Annotated in this window: 22 protein-coding genes and 1 other annotated feature; all 22 genes read left to right on the top strand. The window is 39.9% G+C overall.

Features of this window, described 5'->3' with window-relative positions:
• Positions 1-4,267: DUF1542 domain-containing protein (locus tag FJR77_RS10195; RefSeq protein WP_216629098.1), on the top strand; the 4,267-nt coding region annotated here is incomplete at its 5' end.
• A 402-nt stretch (positions 4,268-4,669) separates the two neighbouring features.
• Positions 4,670-5,623: a competence protein CoiA gene (locus FJR77_RS01905; RefSeq protein WP_140834477.1), complete on the top strand. Its 954-nt coding sequence runs from the start codon at positions 4,670-4,672 to the stop codon at positions 5,621-5,623.
• An 18-nt stretch (positions 5,624-5,641) separates the two neighbouring features.
• A complete protein-coding gene (pepF, locus tag FJR77_RS01900) occupies positions 5,642-7,444 on the top strand; it encodes an oligoendopeptidase F (protein WP_000244150.1) in 1,803 nt (600 codons plus the stop codon).
• Between the two features lies 1 nt (position 7,445).
• Positions 7,446-8,159, top strand: coding sequence for an O-methyltransferase (locus FJR77_RS01895; protein ID WP_140834479.1), 714 nt, complete (start codon positions 7,446-7,448; stop codon positions 8,157-8,159).
• Positions 8,160-8,225: 66 nt separating this feature from the next.
• Complete coding sequence (prsA, locus tag FJR77_RS01890) at positions 8,226-9,164, top strand: peptidylprolyl isomerase PrsA (RefSeq protein ID WP_000727948.1); 939 nt, start codon at positions 8,226-8,228, stop codon at positions 9,162-9,164.
• Positions 9,165-9,325: 161 nt separating this feature from the next.
• Positions 9,326-10,549 carry a cell division peptidoglycan polymerase FtsW gene (ftsW, locus tag FJR77_RS01885; protein ID WP_140834481.1) on the top strand — a complete coding sequence of 408 codons (1,224 nt, stop codon included), beginning with the start codon at positions 9,326-9,328 and terminating at the stop codon, positions 10,547-10,549.
• Between the two features lie 24 nt (positions 10,550-10,573).
• Positions 10,574-13,270 carry a phosphoenolpyruvate carboxylase gene (ppc, locus tag FJR77_RS01880; protein ID WP_140834483.1) on the top strand — a complete coding sequence of 899 codons (2,697 nt, stop codon included), beginning with the start codon at positions 10,574-10,576 and terminating at the stop codon, positions 13,268-13,270.
• A gap of 96 nt (positions 13,271-13,366) precedes the next feature.
• Positions 13,367-13,584: a binding site (T-box leader), on the top strand.
• Between the two features lie 111 nt (positions 13,585-13,695).
• Positions 13,696-14,691: a tryptophan ABC transporter substrate-binding protein gene (gene trpX / locus FJR77_RS01875; RefSeq protein ID WP_084929849.1), complete on the top strand. Its 996-nt coding sequence runs from the start codon at positions 13,696-13,698 to the stop codon at positions 14,689-14,691.
• 75 nt (positions 14,692-14,766) lie between these two features.
• Entirely contained in the window at positions 14,767-15,633 is an 867-nt protein-coding gene (locus FJR77_RS01870) for an ABC transporter permease (protein ID WP_140834485.1), read from the top strand.
• On the top strand, positions 15,630-16,388 hold the full coding sequence (locus FJR77_RS01865; RefSeq protein WP_033680485.1) for an ABC transporter ATP-binding protein: 759 nt from the start codon (positions 15,630-15,632) through the stop codon (positions 16,386-16,388). The genes FJR77_RS01870 and FJR77_RS01865 overlap by 4 nt, the downstream gene beginning before the upstream one ends.
• Positions 16,389-16,477: 89 nt before the next feature.
• Positions 16,478-18,238 (top strand): DNA primase, encoded by a 1,761-nt coding sequence (gene dnaG, locus FJR77_RS01860; RefSeq protein WP_140834487.1) that lies wholly within the window; start codon positions 16,478-16,480, stop codon positions 18,236-18,238.
• A 2-nt stretch (positions 18,239-18,240) separates the two neighbouring features.
• Positions 18,241-19,350: an RNA polymerase sigma factor RpoD gene (rpoD, locus tag FJR77_RS01855; RefSeq protein ID WP_000201903.1), complete on the top strand. Its 1,110-nt coding sequence runs from the start codon at positions 18,241-18,243 to the stop codon at positions 19,348-19,350.
• Between the two features lie 14 nt (positions 19,351-19,364).
• The gene (locus FJR77_RS01850; protein ID WP_140834489.1) at positions 19,365-19,694 is read left to right on the top strand and encodes a metal-sulfur cluster assembly factor; all 330 of its coding nucleotides are present in this window, start codon (positions 19,365-19,367) and stop codon (positions 19,692-19,694) included.
• 115 nt (positions 19,695-19,809) lie between these two features.
• Positions 19,810-20,853: an alpha-galactosylglucosyldiacylglycerol synthase gene (gene cpoA / locus FJR77_RS01845; protein WP_181146631.1), complete on the top strand. Its 1,044-nt coding sequence runs from the start codon at positions 19,810-19,812 to the stop codon at positions 20,851-20,853.
• Between the two features lie 15 nt (positions 20,854-20,868).
• Positions 20,869-22,194, top strand: a complete 1,326-nt coding sequence (locus FJR77_RS01840) for a glycosyltransferase family 4 protein (RefSeq protein WP_140834491.1) — start codon at positions 20,869-20,871, stop codon at positions 22,192-22,194.
• A 28-nt stretch (positions 22,195-22,222) separates the two neighbouring features.
• The gene (locus tag FJR77_RS01835; RefSeq protein ID WP_140834529.1) at positions 22,223-22,399 is read left to right on the top strand and encodes a PspC domain-containing protein; all 177 of its coding nucleotides are present in this window, start codon (positions 22,223-22,225) and stop codon (positions 22,397-22,399) included.
• Between the two features lie 58 nt (positions 22,400-22,457).
• Positions 22,458-22,592, top strand: a complete 135-nt coding sequence (locus FJR77_RS01830; protein WP_000863862.1) for a DUF4044 domain-containing protein — start codon at positions 22,458-22,460, stop codon at positions 22,590-22,592.
• Between the two features lie 63 nt (positions 22,593-22,655).
• Positions 22,656-23,966 carry a GTPase ObgE gene (gene obgE, locus FJR77_RS01825; protein ID WP_125451266.1) on the top strand — a complete coding sequence of 437 codons (1,311 nt, stop codon included), beginning with the start codon at positions 22,656-22,658 and terminating at the stop codon, positions 23,964-23,966.
• A 9-nt stretch (positions 23,967-23,975) separates the two neighbouring features.
• The gene (locus FJR77_RS01820) at positions 23,976-24,131 is read left to right on the top strand and encodes a hypothetical protein (RefSeq protein WP_140834493.1); all 156 of its coding nucleotides are present in this window, start codon (positions 23,976-23,978) and stop codon (positions 24,129-24,131) included.
• Positions 24,132-24,432: 301 nt separating this feature from the next.
• The gene (locus FJR77_RS01815) at positions 24,433-25,074 is read left to right on the top strand and encodes an amino acid ABC transporter permease (RefSeq protein WP_140834495.1); all 642 of its coding nucleotides are present in this window, start codon (positions 24,433-24,435) and stop codon (positions 25,072-25,074) included.
• A gap of 9 nt (positions 25,075-25,083) precedes the next feature.
• Positions 25,084-25,713, top strand: coding sequence for an amino acid ABC transporter ATP-binding protein (locus FJR77_RS01810; protein ID WP_140834497.1), 630 nt, complete (start codon positions 25,084-25,086; stop codon positions 25,711-25,713).
• 9 nt (positions 25,714-25,722) lie between these two features.
• The gene (locus FJR77_RS01805; protein WP_140834499.1) at positions 25,723-26,562 is read left to right on the top strand and encodes an amino acid ABC transporter substrate-binding protein; all 840 of its coding nucleotides are present in this window, start codon (positions 25,723-25,725) and stop codon (positions 26,560-26,562) included.
• Positions 26,563-26,666 lie beyond the last annotated feature (104 nt).

The following is a 26,666-nucleotide window of genomic DNA, read 5'->3' as shown; positions in this document are numbered from 1 at the left end:
TCTTCTTGTAGAAGCAGCAACTCCTGAAGAAAAAACAAAATTACAAACGGACTCTGATTCATTGAAGAAAGCTGATGAAACAGGTAAAACACCAGAAAGTATCGCAGCATATGACAGAAAATATGAAGAGTTTAAAGCAGAATTAGAAGCTGCCAAGACAGAAGCAGCCAAAGCTTTAGCGAAAGGCACTAATGCAACAAAAGAGGAAGTTCAAGCTGCTCAAGCAAAAGTAGAAGCAGCGAAAACAGCTTTAGATAAAGCAGCAGAATTATTAGTGAATAAAGCAGATAAAGCTGAGTTAACAAAAGCAAAAGAAGCGTTAAGCGAATTAACAACAGCAGCAGATCCAACAACAGGAAAAACTGCGGATAGTGCGAAAACATATACTGATAAGAAAACAGCTGCAGAAGAAGCCATTAAAGAAGCAGAAGCAGTAATTAATGACGAAAATGCAACACCAGAAAAAATAACAGAAGCTTTAAATAAAGTTAATGAGAAGAAAGAAGCATTAGAAGCGGCAAAACAAGCTTTAGTAGAAGCAGCAACAGCGGAAGAAAAAGCTAAACTAAAAACAGATGCAGATTCATTAGTAAAAGCAGATACAACTGGAAAAACACCAAATAGTATTGAAGCTTATAATACAAAATATGAAGAATTAAAAGCACAATTAGAAGCTGCTAAGACAGAAGCAGCAACAGTATTAGCAAAAGCTGATAATGCATCTAAAGCAGAAGTACAAGCAGCTCAAACGAAAGTAGATGCAGCCAAAGCAGAATTAACAAAAGCAGCAGAGTTATTGAAAGATCTTGACAGAGATGGTGCTAAAAAAGAAATTGCAGCTGCTGCTAAAAAAGCGACAGATGCTATTGAAGCTAGTACAACCTTAACGCCAGAACAAAAGGCGGAAGAAAAAGCAAAAGTAGCTAAAGAAGCAAAAGATGCAACAGATGCTATTGATAAAGCAACAACTGAAGATGGTATCAATTCTGCAAAAGATAAAGGAAAATTAGCTATCGAAAAAGAAGTTGCAATTACAGCAATCAATGCTGAAAAAACAGCGAAAGAAAAAGAAATCGATAATAATTCTAACTTATCCGACGATGAAAAAGCAGCAGCGAAAGCTGAAGTAGCGAAAGCAGCCATCGCAGCCGTAAAAGCTATCAATGAAGCGAAAGATCAAGATGGTGTAGACGGTGCTCAAACTACAGGAGTTAAAGCAATTGAAGCAGTAACTTCAGTAGGTAAAGAGAAAGCCCTAGAAGCAATCCAAACAGCGTCAGAAACTAAGATTGCCTCAATTGATAAGAACGCTAAATTGTCAGACGATGAAAAAGCAGCAGCGAAATCTGAAGTAGCGAAAGCCGCCATCGCAGCCGTAAAAGCTATCAATGAAGCGAAAGATCAAGATGGTGTAGACGGTGCTCAAACTACAGGAGTTAAAGCAATTGAAGCAGTAACTTCAGTAGGTAAAGAGAAAGCCCTAGAAGCAATCCAAACAGCGTCAGAAGCTAAGATTGCCTCAATTGATAAGAATGCTAAATTGTCAGACGATGAAAAAGCAGCAGCGAAATCTGAAGTAGCGAAAGCAGCCATCGCAGCCGTAAAAGCTATCAATGAAGCGAAAGATCAAGATGGTGTAGACGGTGCTCAAACTACAGGAGTTAAAGCAATTGAAGCAGTAACTTCAGTAGGTAAAGAGAAAGCCCTAGAAGCAATCCAAACAGCGTCAGAAACTAAGATTGCCTCAATTGATAAGAACGCTAAATTGTCAGACGATGAAAAAGCAGCAGCGAAATCTGAAGTAGCGAAAGCCGCCATCGCAGCTGTAAAAGCTATCAATGAAGCGAAAGATCAAGATGGTGTAGACGGTGCTCAAACTACAGGAGTTAAAGCAATTGAAGCAGTAACTCCAGTAGGCAAAGAGAAAGCACTAGAAGCCATCCAAACAGCGTCAGAAGCTAAGATTGCCTCAATTGATAAGAATGCTAAATTGTCAGATGATGAAAAAGCAGCAGCGAAAGCCGAAGTAGCGCAAGCCGCTATCGCAGCCGTTAACGCTATCAATGAAGCGAAAGATCAAGAAGGCGTAGATGCCGCTCAAACTACAGGAGTTAAAGCAATTGAAGCAGTAACTCCAGTAGGTAAAGAGAAAGCCCTAGAAGCCATCCAAACAGCGTCAGAAGCTAAGATTGCCTCAATTGATAAGAATGCTAAATTATCCGACGATAAAAAAGCCGCAGCGAAAGCCGAAGTAGCGCAAGCAGCTATCGCAGCCGTAAATGCTATTAATGAGGCGAAAGATCAAGAAGGCGTAGATGGCGCTCAAACTGCAGGAGTTAAAGCAATTGAAGCAGTAACTCCAGTAGGTAAAGAGAAAGCACTAGAAGCCATCCAAACAGCGTCAGAAGCTAAGATTGCCTCAATTGATAAGAATGCTAAATTGTCAGATGATGAAAAAGCAGCAGCGAAAGCCGAAGTAGCGAAAGCCGCTATCGCAGCCGTAAATGCTATTAATGAGGCGAAAGATCAAGAAGGCGTAGATGGCGCTCAAACTGCAGGAGTTAAAGCAATTGAAGCAGTAACTCCAGTAGGTAAAGAGAAAGCACTAGAAGCCATCCAAACAGCGTCAGAAGCTAAGATTGCCTCAATTGATAAGAACGCTAAATTATCCGACGATGAAAAAGCCGCAGCGAAAGCCGAAGTAGCGCAAGCAGCCCTCGCAGCCGTTAATGCTATCAATGAAGCGAAAGATCAAGATGGTGTAGATGCCGCTCAAACTGCAGGAGTTAAAGCAATTGAAGCAGTAACTCCAGTAGGTAAAGAGAAAGCACTAGAAGCCATCCAAACAGCGTCAGAAGCTAAGATTGCCTCAATTGATAAGAATGCTAAATTATCCGACGATGAAAAAGCCGCAGCGAAAGCCGAAGTAGCGCAAGCAGCTATCGCAGCCGTAAATGCTATCAATGAAGCGAAAGATCAAGATGGTGTAGATGCCGCTCAAACTACAGGAGTTAAAGCAATTGAAGCAGTAACTCCAGTAGGCAAAGAGAAAGCACTAGAAGCCATCCAAACAGCGTCAGAAACTAAGATTGCCTCAATTGATAAGAATGCTAAATTATCCGACGATGAAAAAGCCGCAGCGAAAGCCGAAGTAGCGCAAGCAGCTATCGCAGCCGTAAATGCTATCAATGAAGCGAAAGATCAAGATGGTGTAGATGCCGCTCAAACTACAGGAGTTAAAGCAATTGAAGCAGTAAATCCAGTAGGTACAAGCAGTACAAATAGCGCAGGAAACGGTATTACACCACCAACTGTAGAAGTCCCAGCTTATACAGAACCAGTAGGCACAAGTAGTACAGATGGTGAAGGTAATGTTATTATTCCACCAACAGCAGAAGTTCCAGCCTATACAGATCCAGTAGGCACAAGTAGCACGGATGGCTCAGGCAATGTCATTACTCCACCAACTGTAGAGATTCCAGCCTACACAGATCCAGTAGGAACAAGCAGTGCAGATGGCTCAGGCAATGTCATTACTCCACCAACTGTAGAGATTCCAGCCTACACAGATCCAGTAGGAACAAGCAGTGCAGATGGCTCAGGCAATGTCATTACGCCACCAACATTAGAAGTGCCAGCCTACACAGATCCAGTAGGTACCAGCAGTACAGATGGCGATGGTAACGTTATTACCCCACCAACTGTCGAAGTGCCAGCGTATACAGATCCAGTAGGCACCAGCAGTACAGATGGCGAAGGTAATGTCATTACGCCACCGACTGTCGAAGTTCCAGCTTACACAGATCCAGTAGGTACAAGTAATACAGATGGCGATGGTAACGTTATTACCCCACCGACTGTCGAAGTGCCAGCGTATACAGATCCAGTAGGCACAAGTAGTACGGATGGCGCAGGCAACGTTATTACACCACCAACAGCAGAAGTCCCAGCCTATACAGAACCAGTAGGCACAAGCAGTACAGCTGGTGACGGCAACGTAGTTACGCCACCAACAGCAGAAGTCCCAGCCTATACAGGTAGTGTGAATGGTATTTCAGAAGAAATGCCAGCTCAGCCACATAAGGACGGCAGTGCTAATGAAATGTCAGATGGAACTCCAGTATCTGAAACTACAATAAATAAAGATCGACAACTTCCAAATACTGGTACAGCAGACTCTACAGTAGCTATGGTAGCAGCTGCAGCAAGTGCAGTACTTGGACTTGGTCTTGCAGGCCGTCGTCGTAAAGAAGACGAAGAAGCATAATTTATATATGAGTTAATCTAATCTTTTAGTAAAATCTGTATTTGATTTTATAGCTTATATAGAATTCCTTAAAAAATCTCCTAGTAGTCCATTGATTACTAGGAGATTATTTGTTAATTATGGCATAGTAAAATGAAACGGGAATAGTACGAAATAAATTCTTAATTATTGATAGAAATTTAATTTTATAGTAGATTGAAATTACTATAGTATATAACTTCTGCTAAAGTATTTCTAGAAATTAATTTGATTTCCCTAATAAATTTGTTCATATCTTATTTCAACTCACTATAATTCCCCAATCAATTCGCCTATACTTTATTTCGATTTACTATACTTTTCTTCTATAATTAAAAATACAATTATTAATTTTTTCGAATAATATAGAAAAGGAGGGAAATCATGTTTGTTGCGAGAGATGCTAGGGGACAGTTGGTAAATGTGTTAGAGAATAAGCTTGAGAAGCAAGCATACACCTGCCCAGCTTGTGGAGGTCAGCTCCGTTTGCGTCAAGGATCAAGTGTCCGAACCCATTTTGCCCACAAATCCTTAAAAGACTGTGAGTATTCCTCTGAAAATGAAAGTCCAGAACATCTGGCAAATAAAGAATCCCTTTATCACTGGTTGAAAAAAGAGGCAGAGGTACAATTAGAATACCCGTTTCCAGAGCTTAAACAGATTGCGGATGTATTTGTAAATGGTAATCTAGCTTTAGAAGTCCAGTGTAGTCCCTTACCACAAAAACTTCTTAAGGAGCGTAGTGAGGGTTATCGTAGTCAAGGTTACCAAGTACTGTGGTTGCTGGGACAAAAACTTTGGCTCAAGGAGCGATTGACTCGTCTACAAGAAGGTTTTCTTTATTTCAGTCAAAATATGGGCTTTTATGTTTGGGAAATAGACAAGGAAAAACAGCTTTTAAGACTCAAATACCTGATTCACCAAGATCTCCGAGGTAAACTCCATTATCAGATTAAGGAATTTCCCTATGGACAAGATAGTCTACTGGAGATATTACGTCTCCCCTATAAGAAACAAAAAATATCTCATTTTACAGTTTTTCAAGATAAGGATATCTGTCGCTATATCCGACAACAACTGTATTATCAAAATCCCATTTGGATGAAAGAACAAGCAGAAGCCTATCAAAAGGGAGAGAATATCCTGACTTATGAGCTAAAAGCATGGTATCCCCAAATTAGACCACTAGTGGGCAAATTTTTCCAGATTGAACAAGACTTGAATAGCTATTATCAGCATTTTTACACCTATTATCAAGAAAATCCTCAAAATGATTGGCAAAAGCTTTATCCACCAGCCTTTTATCAGCAATATTTCTTGAAAAATATGGTAGAATAGAAAGGATGGAGGAATCTAATGGTATTACAAAGAAATGAAATAAATGAAAAAGATACATGGGATCTATCAACGATCTATCCAACTGATCAGGCTTGGGAAGAAGCCTTAAAAGATTTAACAGAACAATTGGAGACAGTAGCCCAGTATGAAGGCCATCTCCTAGATAGTGCGGATAGCCTACTCGAAATCACTGAATTTTCTCTTGAGATGGAACGCCAGATGGAGAAGCTTTACGTTTATGCTCATATGAAGAACGATCAGGACACGCGTGAAGCCAAGTACCAAGAGTACTATGCCAAGGCCATGACTCTCTATAGCCAGCTAGACCAAGCCTTTTCATTCTATGAGCCTGAATTTATGGAAATTAGCGAAAAGCAGTATGCTGACTTTTTAGAAGCTCAACCAAAATTGCAGGTTTATCAACACTATTTTGACAAGCTTTTACAAGGCAAGGATCACGTTCTTTCACAACGCGAAGAAGAATTATTGGCTGGCGCTGGAGAAATCTTTGGTTCGGCAAGTGAAACCTTCGCTATCTTGGACAATGCGGATATTGTTTTCCCTTATGTTCTTGACGATGATGGTAAGGAAGTGCAGCTCTCTCATGGAACTTACACACGTTTGATGGAGTCTAAAAATCGTGAGGTGCGCCGTGGTGCCTATCAAGCCCTTTATGCGACTTACGAACAATTCCAACATACTTATGCCAAAACCTTGCAAACCAATGTTAAGGTGCAAAACTACCGAGCAAAAGTTCGCAACTATAAGAGTGCTCGTCATGCAGCCCTAGCGGCGAATTTTGTTCCAGAGAGTGTTTATGACAATTTGGTAGCAGCAGTTCGCAAGCATTTGCCCCTCTTGCATCGTTACCTTGAGCTTCGTTCAAAGATTTTGGGGATTTCAGACCTCAAGATGTACGATGTCTACACACCGCTTTCATCTGTTGAATACAGTTTTACCTACCAAGAAGCCTTGAAAAAGGCAGAAGATGCCTTGGCAGTCTTGGGTGAGGATTACTTGAGCCGTGTTAAACGTGCCTTCAGTGAGCGTTGGATTGATGTTTACGAAAATCAAGGCAAGCGTTCAGGTGCCTATTCTGGTGGTTCTTACGATACCAATGCCTTTATGCTCCTCAACTGGCAGGACAATCTAGACAATCTTTTTACACTTGTTCATGAAACAGGACACAGTATGCATTCAAGCTATACGCGTGAAACTCAGCCTTATGTTTACGGAGATTATTCTATCTTCTTGGCTGAAATTGCCTCAACTACCAATGAAAATATCTTGACGGAGAAATTATTGGAAGAAGTGGAAGACGACGCAACGCGCTTTGCTATTCTCAATAACTTCCTAGATGGTTTCCGTGGAACAGTTTTCCGCCAAACTCAATTTGCCGAGTTTGAACACGCTATTCACCAAGCGGATCAAAATGGGGAAGTCTTGACAAGCGATTTCCTAAATAAACTCTACGCAAACTTGAACCAAGAGTATTATGGTTTGAGTAAGGAAGACAATCCTGAAATCCAATACGAGTGGGCCCGCATCCCACACTTCTACTATAACTATTATGTATATCAATATTCAACAGGCTTTGCGGCCGCCTCAGCCCTGGCTGAAAAAATTGTCCATGGTAGTCAAGAAGACCGTGAGCGCTATATCGACTACCTCAAGGCAGGTAAATCTGACTATCCACTTAATGTCATGAGAAAAGCTGGTGTTGATATGGAGAAGGAAGACTATCTCAACGATGCCTTTGCAGTCTTTGAACGTCGTTTGAATGAGTTTGAAGCCCTTGTTGAAAAATTGGGATTGGCATAAGATGGTTGAATCGTATAGTAAAAATGCTAACCATAACATGCGTCGTCCTGTTGTCAAAGAAGAAATTGTTGACTTGATGCGCCAGCGTCAAAAGCAAATCACAGGATCCCTGAAAGAATTGGAAGACTTTGCTCGTAAGGAAAATATTCCCATCATCCCCCATGAAACGGTAGCTTATTTCCGTTTTCTCATGGAAACTATGCAACCTAAAAATATTCTGGAAATTGGGACGGCTATCGGTTTTTCAGCTCTCTTGATGTCAGAACATGCGCCAGATGCCAAAATTACAACCATTGACCGCAATCCAGAAATGATTGGTTTTGCCAAGGAAAATTTTGCCCAGTTTGACAGTCGTAAGCAAATCACGCTTTTAGAAGGAGATGCGGTAGATGTCTTATCTACCTTGACAGAGTCTTATGATTTTGTCTTTATGGATTCTGCTAAGTCTAAATACATCGCCTTTCTGCCAGAGATCCTCAAACACTTGGAAGTTGGTGGAGTGGTTGTCTTGGATGATATTTTCCAAGGTGGTGATGTTGCCAAGGATATCATGGAAGTTCGTCGAGGTCAGCGAACCATTTACAGAGGACTTCAAAGACTGTTTGATGCAACCTTAGACAATCCAGGACTCACAGCAACATTAGTACCTCTGGGGGACGGAATTCTCATGCTTCGTAAAAATGTAGCAGATGTTCAACTGCCTGAAAGCGAATGATTTTCAGAAAAATTTAAGAAAATATAGTAAAATAGATAGGGTAACACTTATCTCAAAGGAGTAGACATGAAGAAAAAACTATTGGCAGGTGCCATTACACTATTATCAGTAGCAACTTTAGCAGCTTGTTCGAAAGGTTCAGAAGGAGCAGACCTTATCAGCATGAAAGGAGATGTTATCACTGAACATCAGTTTTATGAGCAAGTGAAAAGTAATCCTTCAGCCCAACAAGTCTTGTTGAACTTGACCATCCAAAAAGTATTTGAGAAACAATACGGTTCAGAAGTAGATGAAAAAGAAGTCAACGACACTATTGCAGAAGAAGAAAAACAATATGGTGAGAACTACCAACGTGTCTTGTCACAAGCAGGAATGACCCTTGAAACACGTAAAGCTCAAATTCGTACAAGTAAATTAGTTGAGTTGGCAGTTAAAAAAGCAGCAGAAGCTGAATTGACAGATGATGCTTATAAGAAGGCCTTTGACGAGTACACTCCAGATGTAACGGCTCAAATCATCCGTTTGGACAATGAAGACAAGGCCAAAGAAATTCTTGAAAAAGCCAAAGCTAGTGATGCAGACTTTGCTCAATTAGCCAAAGATAATTCAACAGATGAGAAAACGAAAGCGAATGGTGGAGAAATCACCTTTGATTCTGCTTCAACAGAAGTACCAGAACAAGTTAAAAAAGCTGCTTTTGCTTTAGATGTAAATGGTGTTTCTGATGTCATCACAGCCACTGGCACACAAGCCTACAGCAGCCAATATTACATTGTAAAAGTCACTAAGAAAACAGAAAAATCATCTAATATCGATAACTACAAAGAAAAATTAAAAACTGTTATCTTGACTCAAAAACAAAATGATTCAACATTTGTTCAAAGTATTATCGGAAAAGAATTGCAAGCAGCCAATATCAAGGTTAAAGACCAAGCCTTCCAAAATATCTTTACCCAATATATCGGTGGTGGAGATTCAAGCTCAAGCAGTTCATCAAAAGAATAAAACAGAAAAGGGCCAAGTGCTCTTTTTCTTATGACAAAAATGGTCTATCTGATGGATAAGAGTTTTTTTCTTTCGGAAAAAATGGTATAATAGCAATCAAAACTAGAAAACAAACGGAATTTGGGAAGCAATTGTGTTGTTCTCATTAGATTGGTGATACTATGAAGATTAGTAAGAGGCACCTATTAAACTATTCTATTCTAGTTCCTTACTTACTGTTATCTATTTTGGGCTTGATTGTGGTTTATTCGACAACCAGTGCTATTTTAATTCAAGAAGGCCAAAGTGCACTGCAATTGGTCCGAAGTCAGGGACTATTTTGGATATTTAGTTTGGTACTGATTGCCTTGATATATAAGTTGAAACTGAATTTTTTAAGAAACGAACGTCTTTTATTTATCGTTATGTTCGTTGAGCTGATTCTATTAGCTTTGGCTCGTTTGATTGGTATTCCGGTCAATGGAGCCTATGGCTGGATTTCAGTAGGACCTTTGACTATTCAGCCAGCCGAATATTTGAAAATTATTATTATTTGGTATTTAGCAAACAGATTTTCTAAACAACAAGAGGATATCGCTATTTATGACTTCCAAGTTTTGACACAAAATCAGTGGCTTCCTCGTGCTTTTAATGATTGGCGTTTTGTCCTCTTTGTACTGATTGGCAGCCTTGCTATTTTCCCAGATTTGGGGAATGCTACTATTCTAGCATTGGTAGCTTTGATTATGTATACAGTTAGTGGAATCGCTTATAGATGGTTTCTTGCTTTTTTTGGAATTTTAGTTGGAATTTCTGCCTTATCCTTATCACTTATTTCTTTTATAGGAGTTGATAAGTTTTCAAAAGTTCCAGTATTTGGATATGTAGCCAAGCGTTTCAGTGCTTATTTTAATCCCTTTGCTGATTTGGCAGGAGCAGGCCACCAACTTGCAAATTCCTACTTTGCCATGGTCAATGGTGGTTGGTTTGGTCTAGGTTTAGGAAATTCAATCGAAAAACGTGGCTATCTACCAGAAGCCCATACAGACTTTGTATTTTCAATTGTCATTGAAGAGTTTGGATTTGTGGGTGCCAGCTTGATTTTAGCACTTGTCTTTTTCCTCATTTTGCGAATTATCCTAGTAGGAATTCGTGCTAAGAATCCCTTTAATTCCATGATGGCGATTGGAGTTGGGGGGATGATGTTGGTACAGGTCTTTGTTAATATCGGTGGAATTTCTGGTATTATTCCTTCAACAGGGGTTACCTTCCCCTTCTTATCGCAAGGAGGGAACAGTCTCCTAGTCTTATCTGTAGCCATCGCCTTTGTCTTAAATATTGATGCAAGTGAAAAACGTGCCCAATTGTATGAGGAGTTAGAAGCTCACTCATCAAACTATATGTAGAGCTGATAGTGGAAAGGATTGCCTATGTCTCTTCAAAAATTAGAAAACTATAGTAATAAAGCTGTCGTGCAAGAAGAAGTATTGATTTTAACAGAATTGTTAGAAGATATTACTAAAAATATGCTTGCTCCAGAAACTTTTGAAAAAATCATGCAGTTGAAGGAATTATCAACTCAAGAAGATTATCAAGGCTTGAACCAATTGGTTACTAGCCTTACAAATGATGAAATGGCTTATATTTCACGCTATTTCTCTATCTTGCCTCTCTTGATTAATATTTCAGAAGACGTGGATTTGGCCTATGAAATCAACCATCAAAATAATATAGATCAAGATTATCTTGGTAAATTATCAGCAACGATTAAAATGGTTGCAGAAAAAGAAAATGCGGTTGAAATTTTAGAACATTTGAATGTTGTCCCTGTTTTGACAGCCCATCCAACACAAGTGCAACGTAAGAGTATGCTGGATTTGACTAACCATATCCACACCCTCTTGCGTAAGTACCGTGATGTGAAATTAGGCTTGATTAATAAGGAAAAATGGCATAATGATCTCCGTCGTTACATTGAGATTATCATGCAGACAGACATGATTCGTGAAAAGAAATTGAAAGTTACCAATGAAATCACGAATGTTATGGAATACTACAATAGTTCATTCCTGAAAGCTGTTCCTCATTTGACTGCTGAGTACAAGCGCCTGGCTAAAAAACATGGCTTGGAGTTGAAACATCCTAAACCAATTACCATGGGAATGTGGATTGGTGGAGACCGTGATGGGAATCCCTTTGTTACAGCAGATACCTTGAAACAATCTGCCATGACTCAGTGTGAAGTCATCATGAACTACTATGATGAAAAGATTTACCAGCTCTATCGTGAATTCTCCCTCTCAACTAGTATTGTCAATGTGAGCAAGCAAGTCAGAGAAATGGCTCGTCAGTCTAAGGATAACTCGATTTATCGTGAAAAAGAGCTATACCGCCGTGCCTTGTTTGATATTCAATCAAAAATCCAAGCAACAAAAACTTATCTCATTGAAGATAAGGAAGTTGGAGCTCGCTATGAAACAGCCAATGATTTTTATAAGGATTTAATTACCATCCGTGATTCCCTCTTGGAAAATAAGGGTGAAGCACTGATTTCTGGTGATTTTGTTGAGCTGATTCAGGCAGTTGAAATTTTTGGTTTCTATTTGGCATCTATTGACATGCGTCAAGATTCTAGTGTTCATGAAGCCTGTGTAGCTGAACTCTTGAAATCAGCAGGAATTCATTCGCATTATAGTGAACTAAGTGAAGAAGAAAAATGCCAGCTTCTTTTGAAAGAATTGGAGGAAGATCCACGTATTCTTTCTGCCACTCATGTTGAAAAATCAGAGTTACTTGAAAAAGAATTGGCCATCTTTAAAGCTGCTCGTAAGTTGAAAGATAAGTTGGGGGATGATGTTATTCGTCAGACTATCATTTCACATGCAACCAGTGTATCTGACATGCTGGAATTAGCTATCTTGCTAAAAGAAGTAGGCTTAGTGGATAAAGAAAGAGCTCGTGTCCAAATTGTTCCTCTCTTTGAAACAATCGAGGACTTGGACCACTCAGAAGAAACCATGAGAGAATACCTTTCTCTTGGTCTGGCTAAGAAATGGATTGCTTCACGTAATAATTATCAAGAAATCATGCTTGGTTATTCGGATAGTAATAAAGATGGTGGTTACTTATCATCATGTTGGACCCTTTACAAGGCTCAACAACAATTGACTGCTATTGGAGATGAATTTGGCGTTAAGGTAACCTTCTTCCATGGTCGTGGTGGGACTGTCGGTCGTGGTGGTGGACCAACCTATGAAGCTATCACCTCCCAACCGCTTAAGTCTATCAAGGATCGTATCCGTTTGACGGAGCAGGGGGAAGTAATTGGGAATAAATACGGTAACAAAGACGCAGCTTACTATAACCTTGAAATGCTAGTATCTGCAGCCATTAACCGTATGATTACTCAGAAGAAGAGTGATACCAATACATCCAATCGTTACGAAGCCATTATGGATCAAGTGGTGGACCGTAGTTACGATATTTACCGTGATTTGGTTTTTGGTAATGACCATTTCTATGATTATTTCTTTGAGTCAAGTCCAATTAAGGCTATTTCAAGCTTTAATATCGGTTCACGTCCAGCCGCTCGTAAGACAATCACTGAAATTGGTGGTTTGCGTGCCATTCCATGGGTGTTCTCATGGTCGCAAAGTCGTGTTATGTTCCCTGGCTGGTATGGAGTTGGTTCAAGCTTCAAAGAATTCATCGATAAAAATCCAGAGAATATCGCTATCCTACGAGATATGTACCAAAATTGGCCATTTTTCCAATCGCTTCTTTCAAATGTTGATATGGTCTTGTCAAAATCAAATATGAACATTGCTTTTGAATATGCCAAACTGTGTGAGGATGAAGAAGTAAAAGCAATCTATGAGACTATTTTAAATGAATGGCAAGTTACCAAGGAAGTTATCTTGGCTATCGAAGGTTACGATGAACTCTTGGCTGAAAATCCATATCTAAAAGCAAGTTTGGATTATCGTATGCCTTACTTTAATATTCTTAACTACATCCAGTTGGAGTTGATTAAACGTCAACGCCGAGGAGAATTATCAAGCGATCAAGAAAAATTAATCCATACAACCATCAACGGAATTGCGACAGGTCTTCGTAATTCAGGCTGATACCTATCAAACTTCCTCTTTTCTATAGGGGAAGTTTTTGGATATTTCAAAAAAATGCCAAAAGAGTCTTGACAAGTAATTGAAAAATGATATAATTTAACCATTCAGAAAAGTAATCATACAAACTTTTTAGAGAGTCTGTGGTAGCTGAAAACAGATAAGTGATGATGATGAAAATTGGGCTGGATGTTATTTAGAATTTGAAATCATAAAAATTCGGTGAGCACACCTTACAGTGCATCTCGTTATTGCGAGACAGAGCGATAGGGAAATTCCCTATAATTGAGGTGGTACCGCGCATCGACGTCCTCACACAAGTTTTTGTGTGAGGACTTTTTTGATGGAGGTTAGTATGGAAAGAAAACGATGGCGTCGCTTGTTTGTATAAGTGAAGTATTTTAAAGGAAATAAAAAGGAGAAATAGAATGAAAAATAAACGTTTAATTGGAATTATCGCTGCATTAGCAGTCTTAGTAGCAGGAAGCTTGATTTACTCTTCAATGAATAAACCAGAAGCTAAGAATGAAAAGAAAGTTGCCAAAGTTGGTGTCCTTCAGTTTGTGAGCCATCCATCTCTTGACTTGATTTATAAAGGGATTCAAGATGGACTTGCAGAAGAAGGTTATAAAGATGACCAGTTGAAGATTGACTTTATGAACTCAGAAGGTGACCAAAGTAAGGTTGCGACAATGAGTAAACAATTGGTTGCAAACGATAATGACTTGGTAGTTGGTATCGCAACACCAGCTGCTCAAGGTCTGGCTAGTGCAACAAAAGACCTACCTGTTATCATGGCTGCTATTACAGACCCAATCGGTGCGAACTTGGTTAAAGATTTGAAAAAACCAGGTGGCAATATTACAGGGGTATCTGACCACAATCCAGCTCAACAACAAGTTGAACTCATCAAGGCTCTGACACCAAATGTGAAAACTATCGGAGCTCTTTACTCAAGCAGCGAAGACAATTCAAAAACACAGGTAGAAGAATTTAAGGCTTATGCTGAAAAAGCAGGTTTGACAGTAGAAACATTTGCAGTTCCTTCAACAAATGAAATTGCTTCAACAGTTAACGTTATGACTAGCAAGGTTGATGCTATCTGGGTTCCAATTGATAACACTATTGCTTCAGCCTTCTCAACTGTTGTATCAAGCAACCAATCAGCTAAAAAACCAATATACCCAAGTGCAACTGCCATGGTAGAAGCAGGTGGTTTGGCATCCGTTGTAGTTGACCAACATGATCTTGGTGTGGCAACTGGCAAAATGATTGCTCAAGTTTTGAAAGGTGCAAAACCAGCTGATACACCAGTCAATGTCTTTTCAACTGGTAAATCAGTTATCAATAAAAAATTGGCACAAGAGTTAGGTATTACTATTCCTGAGTCTGTTCTCAAAGAAGCAGGACAAGTGATTGAATAATCTAAAATGGAGGAGTTGGGGACATCTCCTCCAATTTTTTACAATAGAAATCATATAGAAAAGGTTAAGAAACAGATGATATTATCTATTATTTCTCAAGGATTTGTCTGGGCTATTTTAGGTCTGGGAATCTTTATGACATTTAGGATTTTAAACTTTCCAGATATGACAACAGAAGGTTCCTTCCCTCTTGGGGGAGCTGTTGCTGTCACTTTGATAACGAAAGGTGTGAATCCTTTTTTAGCAACTCTTATTGCTGTTGGAGCAGGTTGTTTGGCTGGTATGGCAGCAGGACTTCTTTATACAAAAGGGAAGATCCCAACCTTACTCTCAGGGATTTTGGTGATGACTTCCTGTCACTCTATCATGCTCTTGATTATGGGACGCGCCAATTTAGGATTGCTTGGAACCAAGCAAATTCAAGATGCCTTGCCTTTTGATTCAGGTTTGAACCAACTCTTGACAGGTCTTATCTTTGTGAGTATTGTTATTGCTCTCATGCTCTTTTTCTTGGACACTAAACTCGGACAAGCTTACATTGCTACAGGTGACAATCCTGATATGGCTAGAAGTTTCGGGATTCATACTGGACGCATGGAGCTCATGGGCTTGGTCTTATCAAATGGTGTGATTGCCCTTGCAGGAGCTCTCATTGCCCAGCAAGAAGGGTATGCCGATGTATCTCGAGGAATCGGGGTTATCGTTGTGGGGCTTGCAAGTTTGATTATTGGAGAAGTTATCTTCAAGAGTTTGAGCTTGGCAGAACGTCTGGTTACCATCGTTGTAGGTTCTATCGCTTATCAATTCTTAGTGTGGGCAGTTATTGCGCTTGGCTTTAATACAAGTTACCTTCGTTTGTACAGCGCCGTGATTTTAGCAGTCTGCCTCATGATTCCAACATTTAAGCAAACCATCTTGAAAGGAGCCAAGTTAAGCAAATGACAGCCATTGTAGAATTAAAAAATGCAACCAAAGTCGTTAAAAATGGCTTTGATGAAGAAAAGATTATTTTAAATGATGTTTCCTTAGAAATTTTTGAACAGGATTTTATCACGATTTTAGGTGGAAATGGTGCTGGGAAATCAACCCTCTTTAACACTATTGCAGGAACTTTGTCATTAACCAGTGGAACTATTCGTATTTTGGGTGAAGATGTTACCAAGTTTTCACCAGAGAAGCGGGCTAAGTATCTGTCTCGAGTCTTCCAAGATCCCAAGATGGGGACAGCTCCTCGTATGACGGTGGCTGAAAATCTTTTGATTGCCAAGTTTCGTGGTGAAAAGCGTGGACTGTTTCCGAGACGTCTGGCTAGCTATAAGGATGAATTTCAGGCAACCATTGAAAAAGTAGGGAATGGTCTTGAGAAACACTTGAATACGCCAATTGAGTTCTTATCAGGTGGGCAAAGACAGGCTTTGAGTCTCTTGATGGCAACCTTGAAGCGTCCTGAATTACTCTTGTTAGACGAGCATACTGCAGCCCTTGATCCAAAGACCAGTGTGGCCTTGATGGAATTGACAGATGAATTTGTCAAGAAAGATCAGTTGACAGCTCTTATGATTACCCACCATATGGAAGATGCTCTTAAGTATGGCAATCGCTTGATTGTCATGAAAGAAGGACGGGTTATCCAAGATTTGAAACAAGAAGAAAAAGCAAAAATGAAAATCTCTGATTATTATCAACTCTTTGAATAAAGTAGGGAAAATGAGTGAAATGGTTTACTTTTTTTCTGAAATAAAGTATACTATATAAAGTAAACTATGATAACATGGAGGTATTGTGTATGGTTGACAAACAAGTCATTGAAGAAATCAAAAACAATGCCAACATTGTGGAAGTCATAGGAGATGTGATTTCTTTACAAAAGGCAGGACGGAACTATCTAGGGCTCTGTCCTTTTCATGGTGAAAAAACACCTTCTTTCAACGTTGTAGAGGACAAGCAGTTTTATCACTGTTTTGGTTGTGGTCGCTCGGGTGATGTCTTTAAGTTCATCGAGGAGTACCAAGGGGTTCCCTTTATGGAGGCTGTCCAAATCTTAGGTCAGCGTGTTGGGATAGAGGTGGAAAAACCGCTTTATAGTGAGCAGAGGCCAGCCTCGCCTCACCAAGCTCTTTATGATATGCACGAAGATGCTGCCAAATTTTATCATGCTATTCTCATGACAACAACCATGGGGGAGGAGGCCAGAAACTACCTTTATCAGCGTGGTTTGACAGATGAAGTGCTCAAACATTTTCGGATTGGTTTAGCACCTCCAGAACGAAACTATCTCTACCAGCGTTTGTCTGGTCAGTATCGTGAAGAGGATTTCCTAGATTCAGGGCTATTTTACCTCTCAGATGCTAATCAATTTGTAGACACCTTTCACAATCGCATCATGTTTCCCCTGACAAATGATCAGGGAAAGGTTATTGCCTTCTCAGGTCGTATCTGGCAGAAAACGGATTCACAAACTTCTAAGTATAAAAATAGCCGATCAACTGCAATTTTTAACAAAAGTTACGAATTATATCATATGGATAGGGCAAAAAAATCTTCTGGAAAAGCCAGTGAGATTTACCTGATGGAAGGATTCATGGATGTCATTGCAGCCTATCGGGCTGGAATCGAAAACGCTGTCGCATCTATGGGAACAGCCTTGAGTCGAGAGCATGTTGAGCATCTGAAAAGGTTAACCAAGAAGTTGGTTCTGGTATACGATGGCGATAAGGCTGGGCAAGCTGCGACATTGAAAGCACTGGATGAAATTGGTGATATACCTGTGCAAATTGTCAGCATGCCTGATAACTTGGATCCAGATGAGTATCTACAAAAAAATGGTCCAGAAGACTTGGCCTATCTATTAACGAAAACTCGTATTAGTCCGATTGAGTTTTACATTCACCAGTACAAACCTGAAAATAGTGAAAATTTGCAGGCTCAGATTGAGTTTATTGAAAAAATAGCTCCCTTGATTGTTCAAGAAAAATCTATTACTGCTCAAAACAGCTATATACATATTTTAGCTGACAGTCTGGCGTCCTTTGATTATGCCCAGATTGAGCAGATTGTTAATGAGAGTCGTCAGGCACAAAGGCAGAATCGCATGGAAGGTATTTCCAGACCGACGTCAATCACTATGCCTGTCACCAAGCAGTTATCAGCTATTATGAGAGCAGAAGCTCATCTACTTTATCGAATGATGGAATCTCCTCTTGTTTTGAACGATTACCGTTTAAGGGAAGACTTTGCATTTGACACACCTGAATTTCAGGTCTTATATGACTTGCTTGGCCAGTATGGAAATCTTCCTCCGGAAGTTTTAGCAGAACAGACAGATGAAGTTGAAAGAGCTTGGTACCAAGTCTTAGCTCAGGATTTGCCTGCTGAGATGTCACCTCAGGAACTTAGTGAAGTAGAAATGACTCGAAACAAGGCTCTCTTGAATCAGGACAATATGAGAATCAAAAAGAAGGTGCAGGAAGCGAGCCATGTAGGAGATACAGACACAGCCCTAGAAGAATTGGAACGTTTAATTTCCCAAAAGAGAAGAATGGAGTAATAATGGCAACAAAACAAAAAGAAGTAACAACATTTGATGTACAAGTAGCAGAATTTATCCGTAATCATAAACAAAAAGGGACAGCAACTGATGATGAAATTAATGCAAGTCTGGTGATTCCTTTTACCTTGGATGCTGATGGGATTGAGGATCTCTTGCAACGGATTCAGGATGCAGGGATTTCTATCACAGATAACGAAGGAAATCCAAGTGCACGTGTTCTTAGCACTGAAGAAGAACCAGAACTTAGCGATGAGGATTTGATTGGTTCAACTTCTGCTAAGGTCAATGACCCTGTCCGTATGTACTTGAAAGAGATTGGTGTCGTTCCTCTCTTGACCAATGAAGAGGAAAAAGAATTGGCACTGGCTGTTGAAGCTGGCGATATCGAAGCCAAACAACGTCTTGCGGAAGCCAACCTTCGTTTGGTGGTTTCTATTGCCAAACGCTATGTTGGTCGTGGTATGCAGTTTCTTGACTTGATTCAAGAAGGGAACATGGGCTTGATGAAGGCGGTTGACAAGTTTGACTATTCTAAAGGGTTCAAGTTTTCAACTTATGCAACTTGGTGGATTCGTCAGGCCATCACTCGTGCTATTGCGGATCAAGCTCGTACCATCCGTATCCCAGTCCACATGGTTGAAACCATCAATAAATTGGTTCGTGAACAGCGTAACCTCCTTCAAGAATTGGGTCAAGACCCAACACCAGAGCAAATCGCTGAACGTATGGATATGACTCCTGACAAAGTGCGTGAAATCTTGAAGATTGCCCAAGAACCAGTATCTCTTGAAACACCAATCGGTGAAGAAGATGATAGCCATCTTGGAGACTTTATTGAAGATGAAGTGATTGAAAATCCAGTGGACTATACGACTCGTATCGTCTTACGTGAGCAGTTGGATGAGGTCTTGGATACTCTTACAGATCGTGAAGAAAATGTCCTACGTCTACGTTTTGGACTAGATGATGGTAAAATGCGTACCCTTGAAGATGTGGGTAAAGTCTTTAACGTGACTCGCGAGCGTATCCGTCAGATTGAAGCTAAGGCTTTGAGAAAACTACGTCAACCAAGTCGCAGCAAACCGCTTCGTGATTTTATTGAAGACTAAGAGTGAGGATAAATATGGCTTATACAGAAGAGCAAATTGAAAACATCAAAACACGAATTTTATTAGCCTTGGAAGAAGTCATCGACCCTGAGTTGGGAATCGATATTGTAAATCTTGGTTTAATTTATGAGATTCGTTTTGACGGTGACACAGGGCAAACAGAGATTGATATGACTTTGACAACTATGGGTTGTCCCCTAGCTGACCTTTTGACAGACCAGATTTATGATGCCATGACAGAGGTGCCAGAAGTAACGGATACTGAGGTCAAATTAGTATGGTATCCAGCCTGGACCGTTGAAAAAATGAGTCGCTATGCACGCATTGCCCTAGGCATTAAGTAAACATATAAAAGCATGTGAGAGACAGTTGGAAAAGTGAGGAAATTTCCCCCTCTTTTCCTCCAGTCTCTCCTTTCTTTTGCTGATTTTATTCAAAGAAAATGATATAATAGTAGTTATGGAAAAAAAGAAATTACGCATCAATATGTTGAGTTCAAGTGAGAAAGTAGCAGGACAAGGAGTTTCAGGTGCTTACCGTGAATTAGTTCGTCTTCTTCACCGTGATGCCAAGGATCAATTGATTGTTACAGAAAATCTTCCAATCGAGGCAGATGTGACTCACTTTCATACGATTGATTTCCCCTACTATTTATCAACATTCCAAAAGAAACGCTCAGGGAGAAAAATTGGCTATGTGCATTTCTTGCCTGATACACTTGAGGGGAGTTTGAAAATTCCATTTTTCTTAAAGGGAATTGTCAAACGTTATGTATTTTCTTTTTACAACCGGATGGAGCACTTGGTTGTGGTCAATCCTATGTTTATTGAGGATTTGGTGGCAGCTGGTATTCCACGTGAAAAAGTGACCTATATTCCTAACTTTGTCAACAAGGAAAAATGGCATCCTCTACCACAAGAAGAGATAGTCAGACTGCGAACAGAGCTAGGTCTTAGTGATAATCAGTTTATCGTAGTAGGTGCTGGTCAAGTTCAGAAACGTAAAGGGATTGATGACTTTATCCGTCTGGCTGAGGAATTGCCTCAGATTACCTTTATCTGGGCTGGTGGTTTCTCTTTTGGTGGTATGACAGATGGTTATGAACGCTATAAGAAAATTATGGACAATCCCCCTCAAAATTTAATGTTTCCAGGTATTGTATCGCCAGAGCGTATGCGTGAATTGTATGCCCTTGCGGACCTTTTCTTGTTACCTAGTTACAATGAGCTCTTTCCTATGACTATTTTAGAGGCGGCTAGTTGCGAGGCTCCTATTATGTTGCGTGATTTGGATCTCTATAAGGTGATTTTAGAGGGAAATTATCGGGCGACAGCAGATAGAGAAGAGATGAAAGAGGCTATTTTAGAATATCAAGCAAATCCTGCTGCCTTAAAAGACCTCAAAGAAAAAGCTAAGAATATTTCTAGAGAGTATTCTGAAGAGCATCTGTTACAAATCTGGTTGGACTTTTATGAGAAACAAGCCACTTTAGGGAGAAAATAAAAAGTGAGGTAATCTATGCGAATTGGTTTATTTACAGATACCTATTTTCCTCAGGTTTCTGGTGTTGCGACCAGTATTCGAACTCTGAAAACAGAACTTGAAAAGCAGGGACATATTGTTTTTATCTTTACGACGACGGATAAGGATGTCAATCGCTATGAAGATTGGCAAATTATCCGTATTCCAAGTGTTCCCTTCTTTGCTTTTAAGGATCGCCGCTTTGCCTACCGAGGATTTAGCAAGGCGCTTGAAATTGCCAAACAGTATCAACTGGATGTTATCCATACTCAGACAGAATTTTCTCTTGGCTTGTTGGGGATTTGGATTGCGCGTGAATTGGAAATTCCCGTCATTCATACCTATCACACCCAGTATGAAGACTATGTCCATTATATTGCCAAGGGGATGTTGATTCGTCCTAGTATGGTCAAGTATCTGGTTAGAGGTTTCTTGCATGATGTGGATGGGGTTATTTGCCCGAGTGAGATTGTCCGTGACTTGCTATCTGACTATAAGGTCAAGGTTGAAAAGCGGGTCATTCCAACTGGAATTGAATTAGCTAAGTTTGATCGTCCGGAAATCAAGCAGGAAAATTTGACAGAACTGCGTAGTAAACTAGGGATTCAAGATGATGAAAAGATGTTGCTTAGCCTTTCCAGAATTTCCTATGAAAAAAATATTCAAGCAGTATTAGCAGCCTTTGCAGAAGTTCTGAGAGAGGAAGACAAGGTGAAACTGGTGATAGCTGGGGATGGGCCTTATCTGGATGATCTTAAAGAGCAAGCCCAGAAACTAGAGATTCAAGACTCGGTCATCTTTACAGGGATGATTGCTCCTAGTGAGACAGCTCTTTATTATAAGGCGGCGGATTTCTTCATCTCGGCATCGACAAGTGAAACCCAAGGCTTGACCTACTTGGAAAGTTTGGCTAGTGGGACACCTGTCATTGCACATGGAAATCCTTATCTGGACAATCTTATCAGTGATAAAATGTTTGGAACCTTGTACTATGGAGAACATGATTTGGCTGGTGCTATTTTGGAAGCCCTGATTGCAACACCAGACATGAATGAGCATACTTTATCAGAGAAATTGTATGAGATTTCAGCTGAGAACTTTGGGAAACGAGTACATGAGTTTTATCTGGATGCTATTATTTCAAATAATTTCGAGAAAGATTTAGCTAAAGATGATACTGTTAGTCAGCGTATCTTTAAGACAGTTTTGTATCTTCCACAGCAGGTGGTTGCTGTGCCCGTAAAAGGCTCTAGACGAATGCTGAAGGCTTCAAAAACACAGTTGATCAGCATAAGAGATTATTGGAAAGACCATGAAGAATAGAAAGAGGAACAGAATGAAAAAACAATTAATGAGAAGCGGTCGTGATAAAAAGATTGCTGGTGTTTGTGCTGGGGTAACCCATTATTTTGATATGGATCCTACTATTGTTCGCGTAATATGGGGTGTTCTTGCTTTTGGTTATGGAGCAGGAGTTGTAGCTTATATCATTTTATGGATTATTGCGCCAGAAGCAAGTGACTATTGAAAACTAGCTAAATTCATGCTAAGATAATAGAAAATAGAATGTAACGAAGGAGAGAAAAATGGCATTTGGAGATAATGGAAATCGTAAAAAAACTATGTTTGAGAAAATAACCTTGTTTATCGTACTTATCATGCTAGTAGCAAGTTTATTGGGAATTTTTGCAACTGCAATTGGTGCCCTCAGTAATCTATAAAATAGATTCAAGAAAATTTAGTGACTGGGATTTCCCAGCCCTTTTTTAAAGTGAGAAGAAAAAATGAGTATGTTTTTAGATACAGCTAAGATTAAGGTCAAGGCTGGTAATGGTGGCGATGGTATGGTTGCCTTTCGCCGTGAAAAATATGTCCCTAATGGCGGTCCTTGGGGCGGTGATGGTGGTCGTGGAGGCAATGTCGTCTTCGTTGTAGATGAAGGTCTACGTACCCTCATGGATTTCCGCTACAATCGTCATTTTAAGGCTGATTCTGGTGAAAAAGGAATGACCAAAGGAATGCATGGTCGTGGTGCAGAAGACCTCAGAGTTCGAGTACCACAAGGTACGACTGTTCGTGATGCGGAGACAGGCAAGGTCTTGACAGATTTGATTGAACACGGTCAAGAATTTATTGTAGCTCACGGTGGTCGTGGTGGACGTGGAAATATTCGCTTTGCGACTCCAAAAAATCCTGCACCGGAAATCTCTGAAAATGGAGAACCAGGTCAGGAACGTGAGTTACAATTGGAACTAAAAATCTTAGCAGATGTTGGTTTAGTTGGATTCCCATCTGTAGGGAAATCAACACTTTTAAGTGTTATCACATCTGCTAAACCTAAAATTGGTGCCTACCACTTTACCACTATTGTGCCAAATTTAGGAATGGTTCGTACCCAATCGGGTGAATCTTTTGCAGTAGCTGATCTACCAGGATTGATTGAAGGTGCTAGTCAAGGTGTTGGTTTGGGAACTCAGTTCCTCCGTCATATTGAGCGTACACGTGTCATCCTTCACATCATTGATATGTCAGCTAGCGAAGGTCGTGATCCTTATGAGGATTATCTGGCCATTAACAAGGAGTTGGAGTCATATAATCTTCGTCTCATGGAGCGTCCACAGATTATTGTAGCTAATAAGATGGATATGCCTGAGAGTCAGGAAAATCTTGTAGAATTCAAGAAGAAATTAGCTACAAACTATGATGAATTTGAAGAGTTACCAGCAATCTTCCCAATTTCTGGTTTGACTAAGCAAGGTCTGGCAACGCTATTGGATGCTACAGCTGAATTGTTAGACAAAACACCAGAATTCTTGCTCTACGACGAGTCCGATATGGAAGAAGAAGCTTACTATGGATTTGACGAGGAAGAGAAAGCCTTTGAAATTAGCCGTGATGACGATGCGACATGGGTACTTTCTGGTGAAAAACTAATGAAACTCTTTAATATGACCAACTTTGATCGTGACGAATCAGTCATGAAATTTGCCCGTCAGCTTCGTGGTATGGGGGTTGATGAAGCCCTTCGTACGCGTGGTGCTAAGGATGGGGACTTGGTCCGCATTGGCAAATTTGAGTTTGAATTTGTAGACTAGGAGACTAGTATGGGAGATAAACCGATATCTTTCCGAGATGTGGATGGCAATTTTGTTTCCGCCGCAGACGTTTGGAATGAAAAGAAATTGGAAGAACTATTTAATCGTCTCAATCCAAATCGTTCTTTGAGATTGGCACGAACTAAAAAAGACAATCCATCTTAAATACGTAAGATAAAACTCCAATTATCAGTCAAGTTAACTGTAAAAAATAGAATCTAAGATCGAGAAAGGGCAAAATTTGTCCTTTTTTTACTTATAAATTATAGTGTATTGAAATAGAATATGAACAAATTGATTAGGGAATTCAAATCAAATCTCTAACAAGGCTTTAGAAGTTGTGTTGTTTTATTCTAGATTCAAAAAACTACACTTTTTCTGTTAAAAAAGAATTTTTTTACAATAATGGTTGGTTATTTAGTTTATTTATGCTATAATAGGAACAATTATTTTTAGGAGGTGCAGCATGTCTTATTTGTTTGAGATATTACCGAGTTTATTGAGCGGTGCAAGCATGACTTTACAGGTGTTTGCACTGGTCTTTATTTTTTCTATTCCCTTGGGCGTTTTGATTGCCTTTGCCTTGCAAGTCCACTGGAATCCCCTCCATTATCTGATTAATATTTATATCTGGATTATGCGAGGCACACCCTTGCTCTTGCAATTAATCTTTATCTATTATGTGCTGCCAAGTATTGGGATTCGTTTGGACCGTCTTCCTGCGGCCATCATTGCCTTTGTTCTCAATTATGCGGCTTACTTTGCTGAAATCTTCCGTGGTGGGATTGATACTATCCCTAAAGGTCAATATGAGGCTGCTAAGGTCTTGAAGTTCAGTCCCTTTGCCACAGTTCGCTATATTATCTTGCCTCAGGTGACCAAGATTGTTCTTCCAAGTGTATTTAATGAGGTTATGAGTCTAGTCAAGGATACTTCTCTGGTTTATGCTCTAGGCATTTCAGATCTTATCTTGGCTAGTCGAACAGCTGCAAATCGTGATGCTAGTCTGGTTCCAATGTTCTTGGCAGGAGCCATTTACTTGATTTTGATTGGTATTGTGACCATTCTTGCCAAAAAAGTTGAGAAGAAGTACAGTTACTATAGATAGGAGGATGCCATGTTAGAATTACGAAATATCAATAAAGTCTTTGGTGAAAAGCAAATTTTATCTAATTTCAGTCTAAAAATTCCTGAAAAGCAAATCCTGGCTATCGTTGGGCCTTCTGGTGGAGGTAAGACAACTCTCTTACGTATGCTTGCGGGTCTTGAAACCATTGATTCAGGTCAAATTTTTTATAATGGAGAACCTTTAGAATTGGATGAACTGGAGAAACGAAATCTACTAGGATTTGTATTCCAAGATTTTCAACTTTTCCCTCATTTATCAGTTCTAGACAATTTGACCTTATCTTCTGTGAAAAACATGGGAATGAAGCAGGATGAGGCTGAGCAGAAGGCGCGAGGGCTTTTGGAACAGTTAGGACTAGCAGGGCACACAGATGCCTATCCTTTCTCATTATCTGGTGGGCAAAAGCAGCGGGTGGCCTTGGCGCGTGCTATGATGATTGACCCAGAAATCATTGGCTACGATGAACCAACTTCTGCTCTAGATCCAGAATTGCGCTTGGAAGTGGAAAAACTGATCTTGCAAAATAGGGAACTTGGGATGACGCAGATTGTGGTTACCCACGATTTACAATTCGCTGAAAATATCGCAGATCAGATTCTTAAGGTTGAGCCCAAGTAGGAGGTGCCGATGACTAATAAGAAAATTGCTTTAGTATTAGTTTCTCTCCTGATTCTCTTTTTAACGGCCTGTACTCAGAAGGTTAGTGATCCAAAGCAGGATAACTGGGATAAGTATCAAGAGCAGGGAACCATTACTATTGGTTTTGACAATACCTTTGTACCCATGGGTTTTGAAGAAAAGAATGGCCAATATACAGGCTTTGATATTGACTTAGCACAAGCAGTTTCTGAAAAATTAGGTTTCAAGGTTCAATTTCAGCCAATCGACTGGGATATGAAGGAGACAGAACTGCAAAATGGAACCATAGATGCCATCTGGAATGGCTATTCTGCCACTGATGAACGCCGAGAGAAGGTTGCCTTTAGCATTCCATATATGGAAAATCAGCAAGTTTTGGTTACGAAAAAAAGCCAGCAGATTCATTCAGTAGAGGATATGAAGGATAAGACCTTGGGTGCCCAAGCTGGGTCCTCTGGTTATCTTGACTTTGAGGCCCGGCCAGATTTACTGAAAAATCGTGTTAAAGACCAGAATGCCAATCAATACCAGAGTTTCAATGAAGCCTTGATTGATTTGAAAAATGATCGGATTGATGCCTTGTTGATTGACCGAGTGTATGCTAATTACTATCTTCAGTCTGAGGGGATATTAAATGACTATAATGTCTTTTCAGCTGGATTTGAAAGTGAATCTTTTGCTGTCGGTGTAAGACCTGCAGATAAAAAATTATTCCAAGCTTTAAACCAAGCTCTTGTTCAACTTTATAAAGAAGGTAAGTTCCAAGAAATCAGCGAAAAATGGTTTGGAGAAGATGTAGCAACCAAAGAAGTGAAAAGTAGAGATTGAGTTTTTACTCAGTCTCTTTTTGCATCAAAAAATCCTCTGGCAAGTACCAGAGGATAAGAGCTTATACTAAATGAAAATCAAAGAGCAAACTAGGAAGCTAGCCG

This window comes from Streptococcus shenyangsis, from assembly GCF_006385785.1.
Taxonomy (GTDB): domain Bacteria; phylum Bacillota; class Bacilli; order Lactobacillales; family Streptococcaceae; genus Streptococcus; species Streptococcus shenyangsis.
This window is presented reverse-complemented; position numbering and strand designations above follow the sequence as displayed.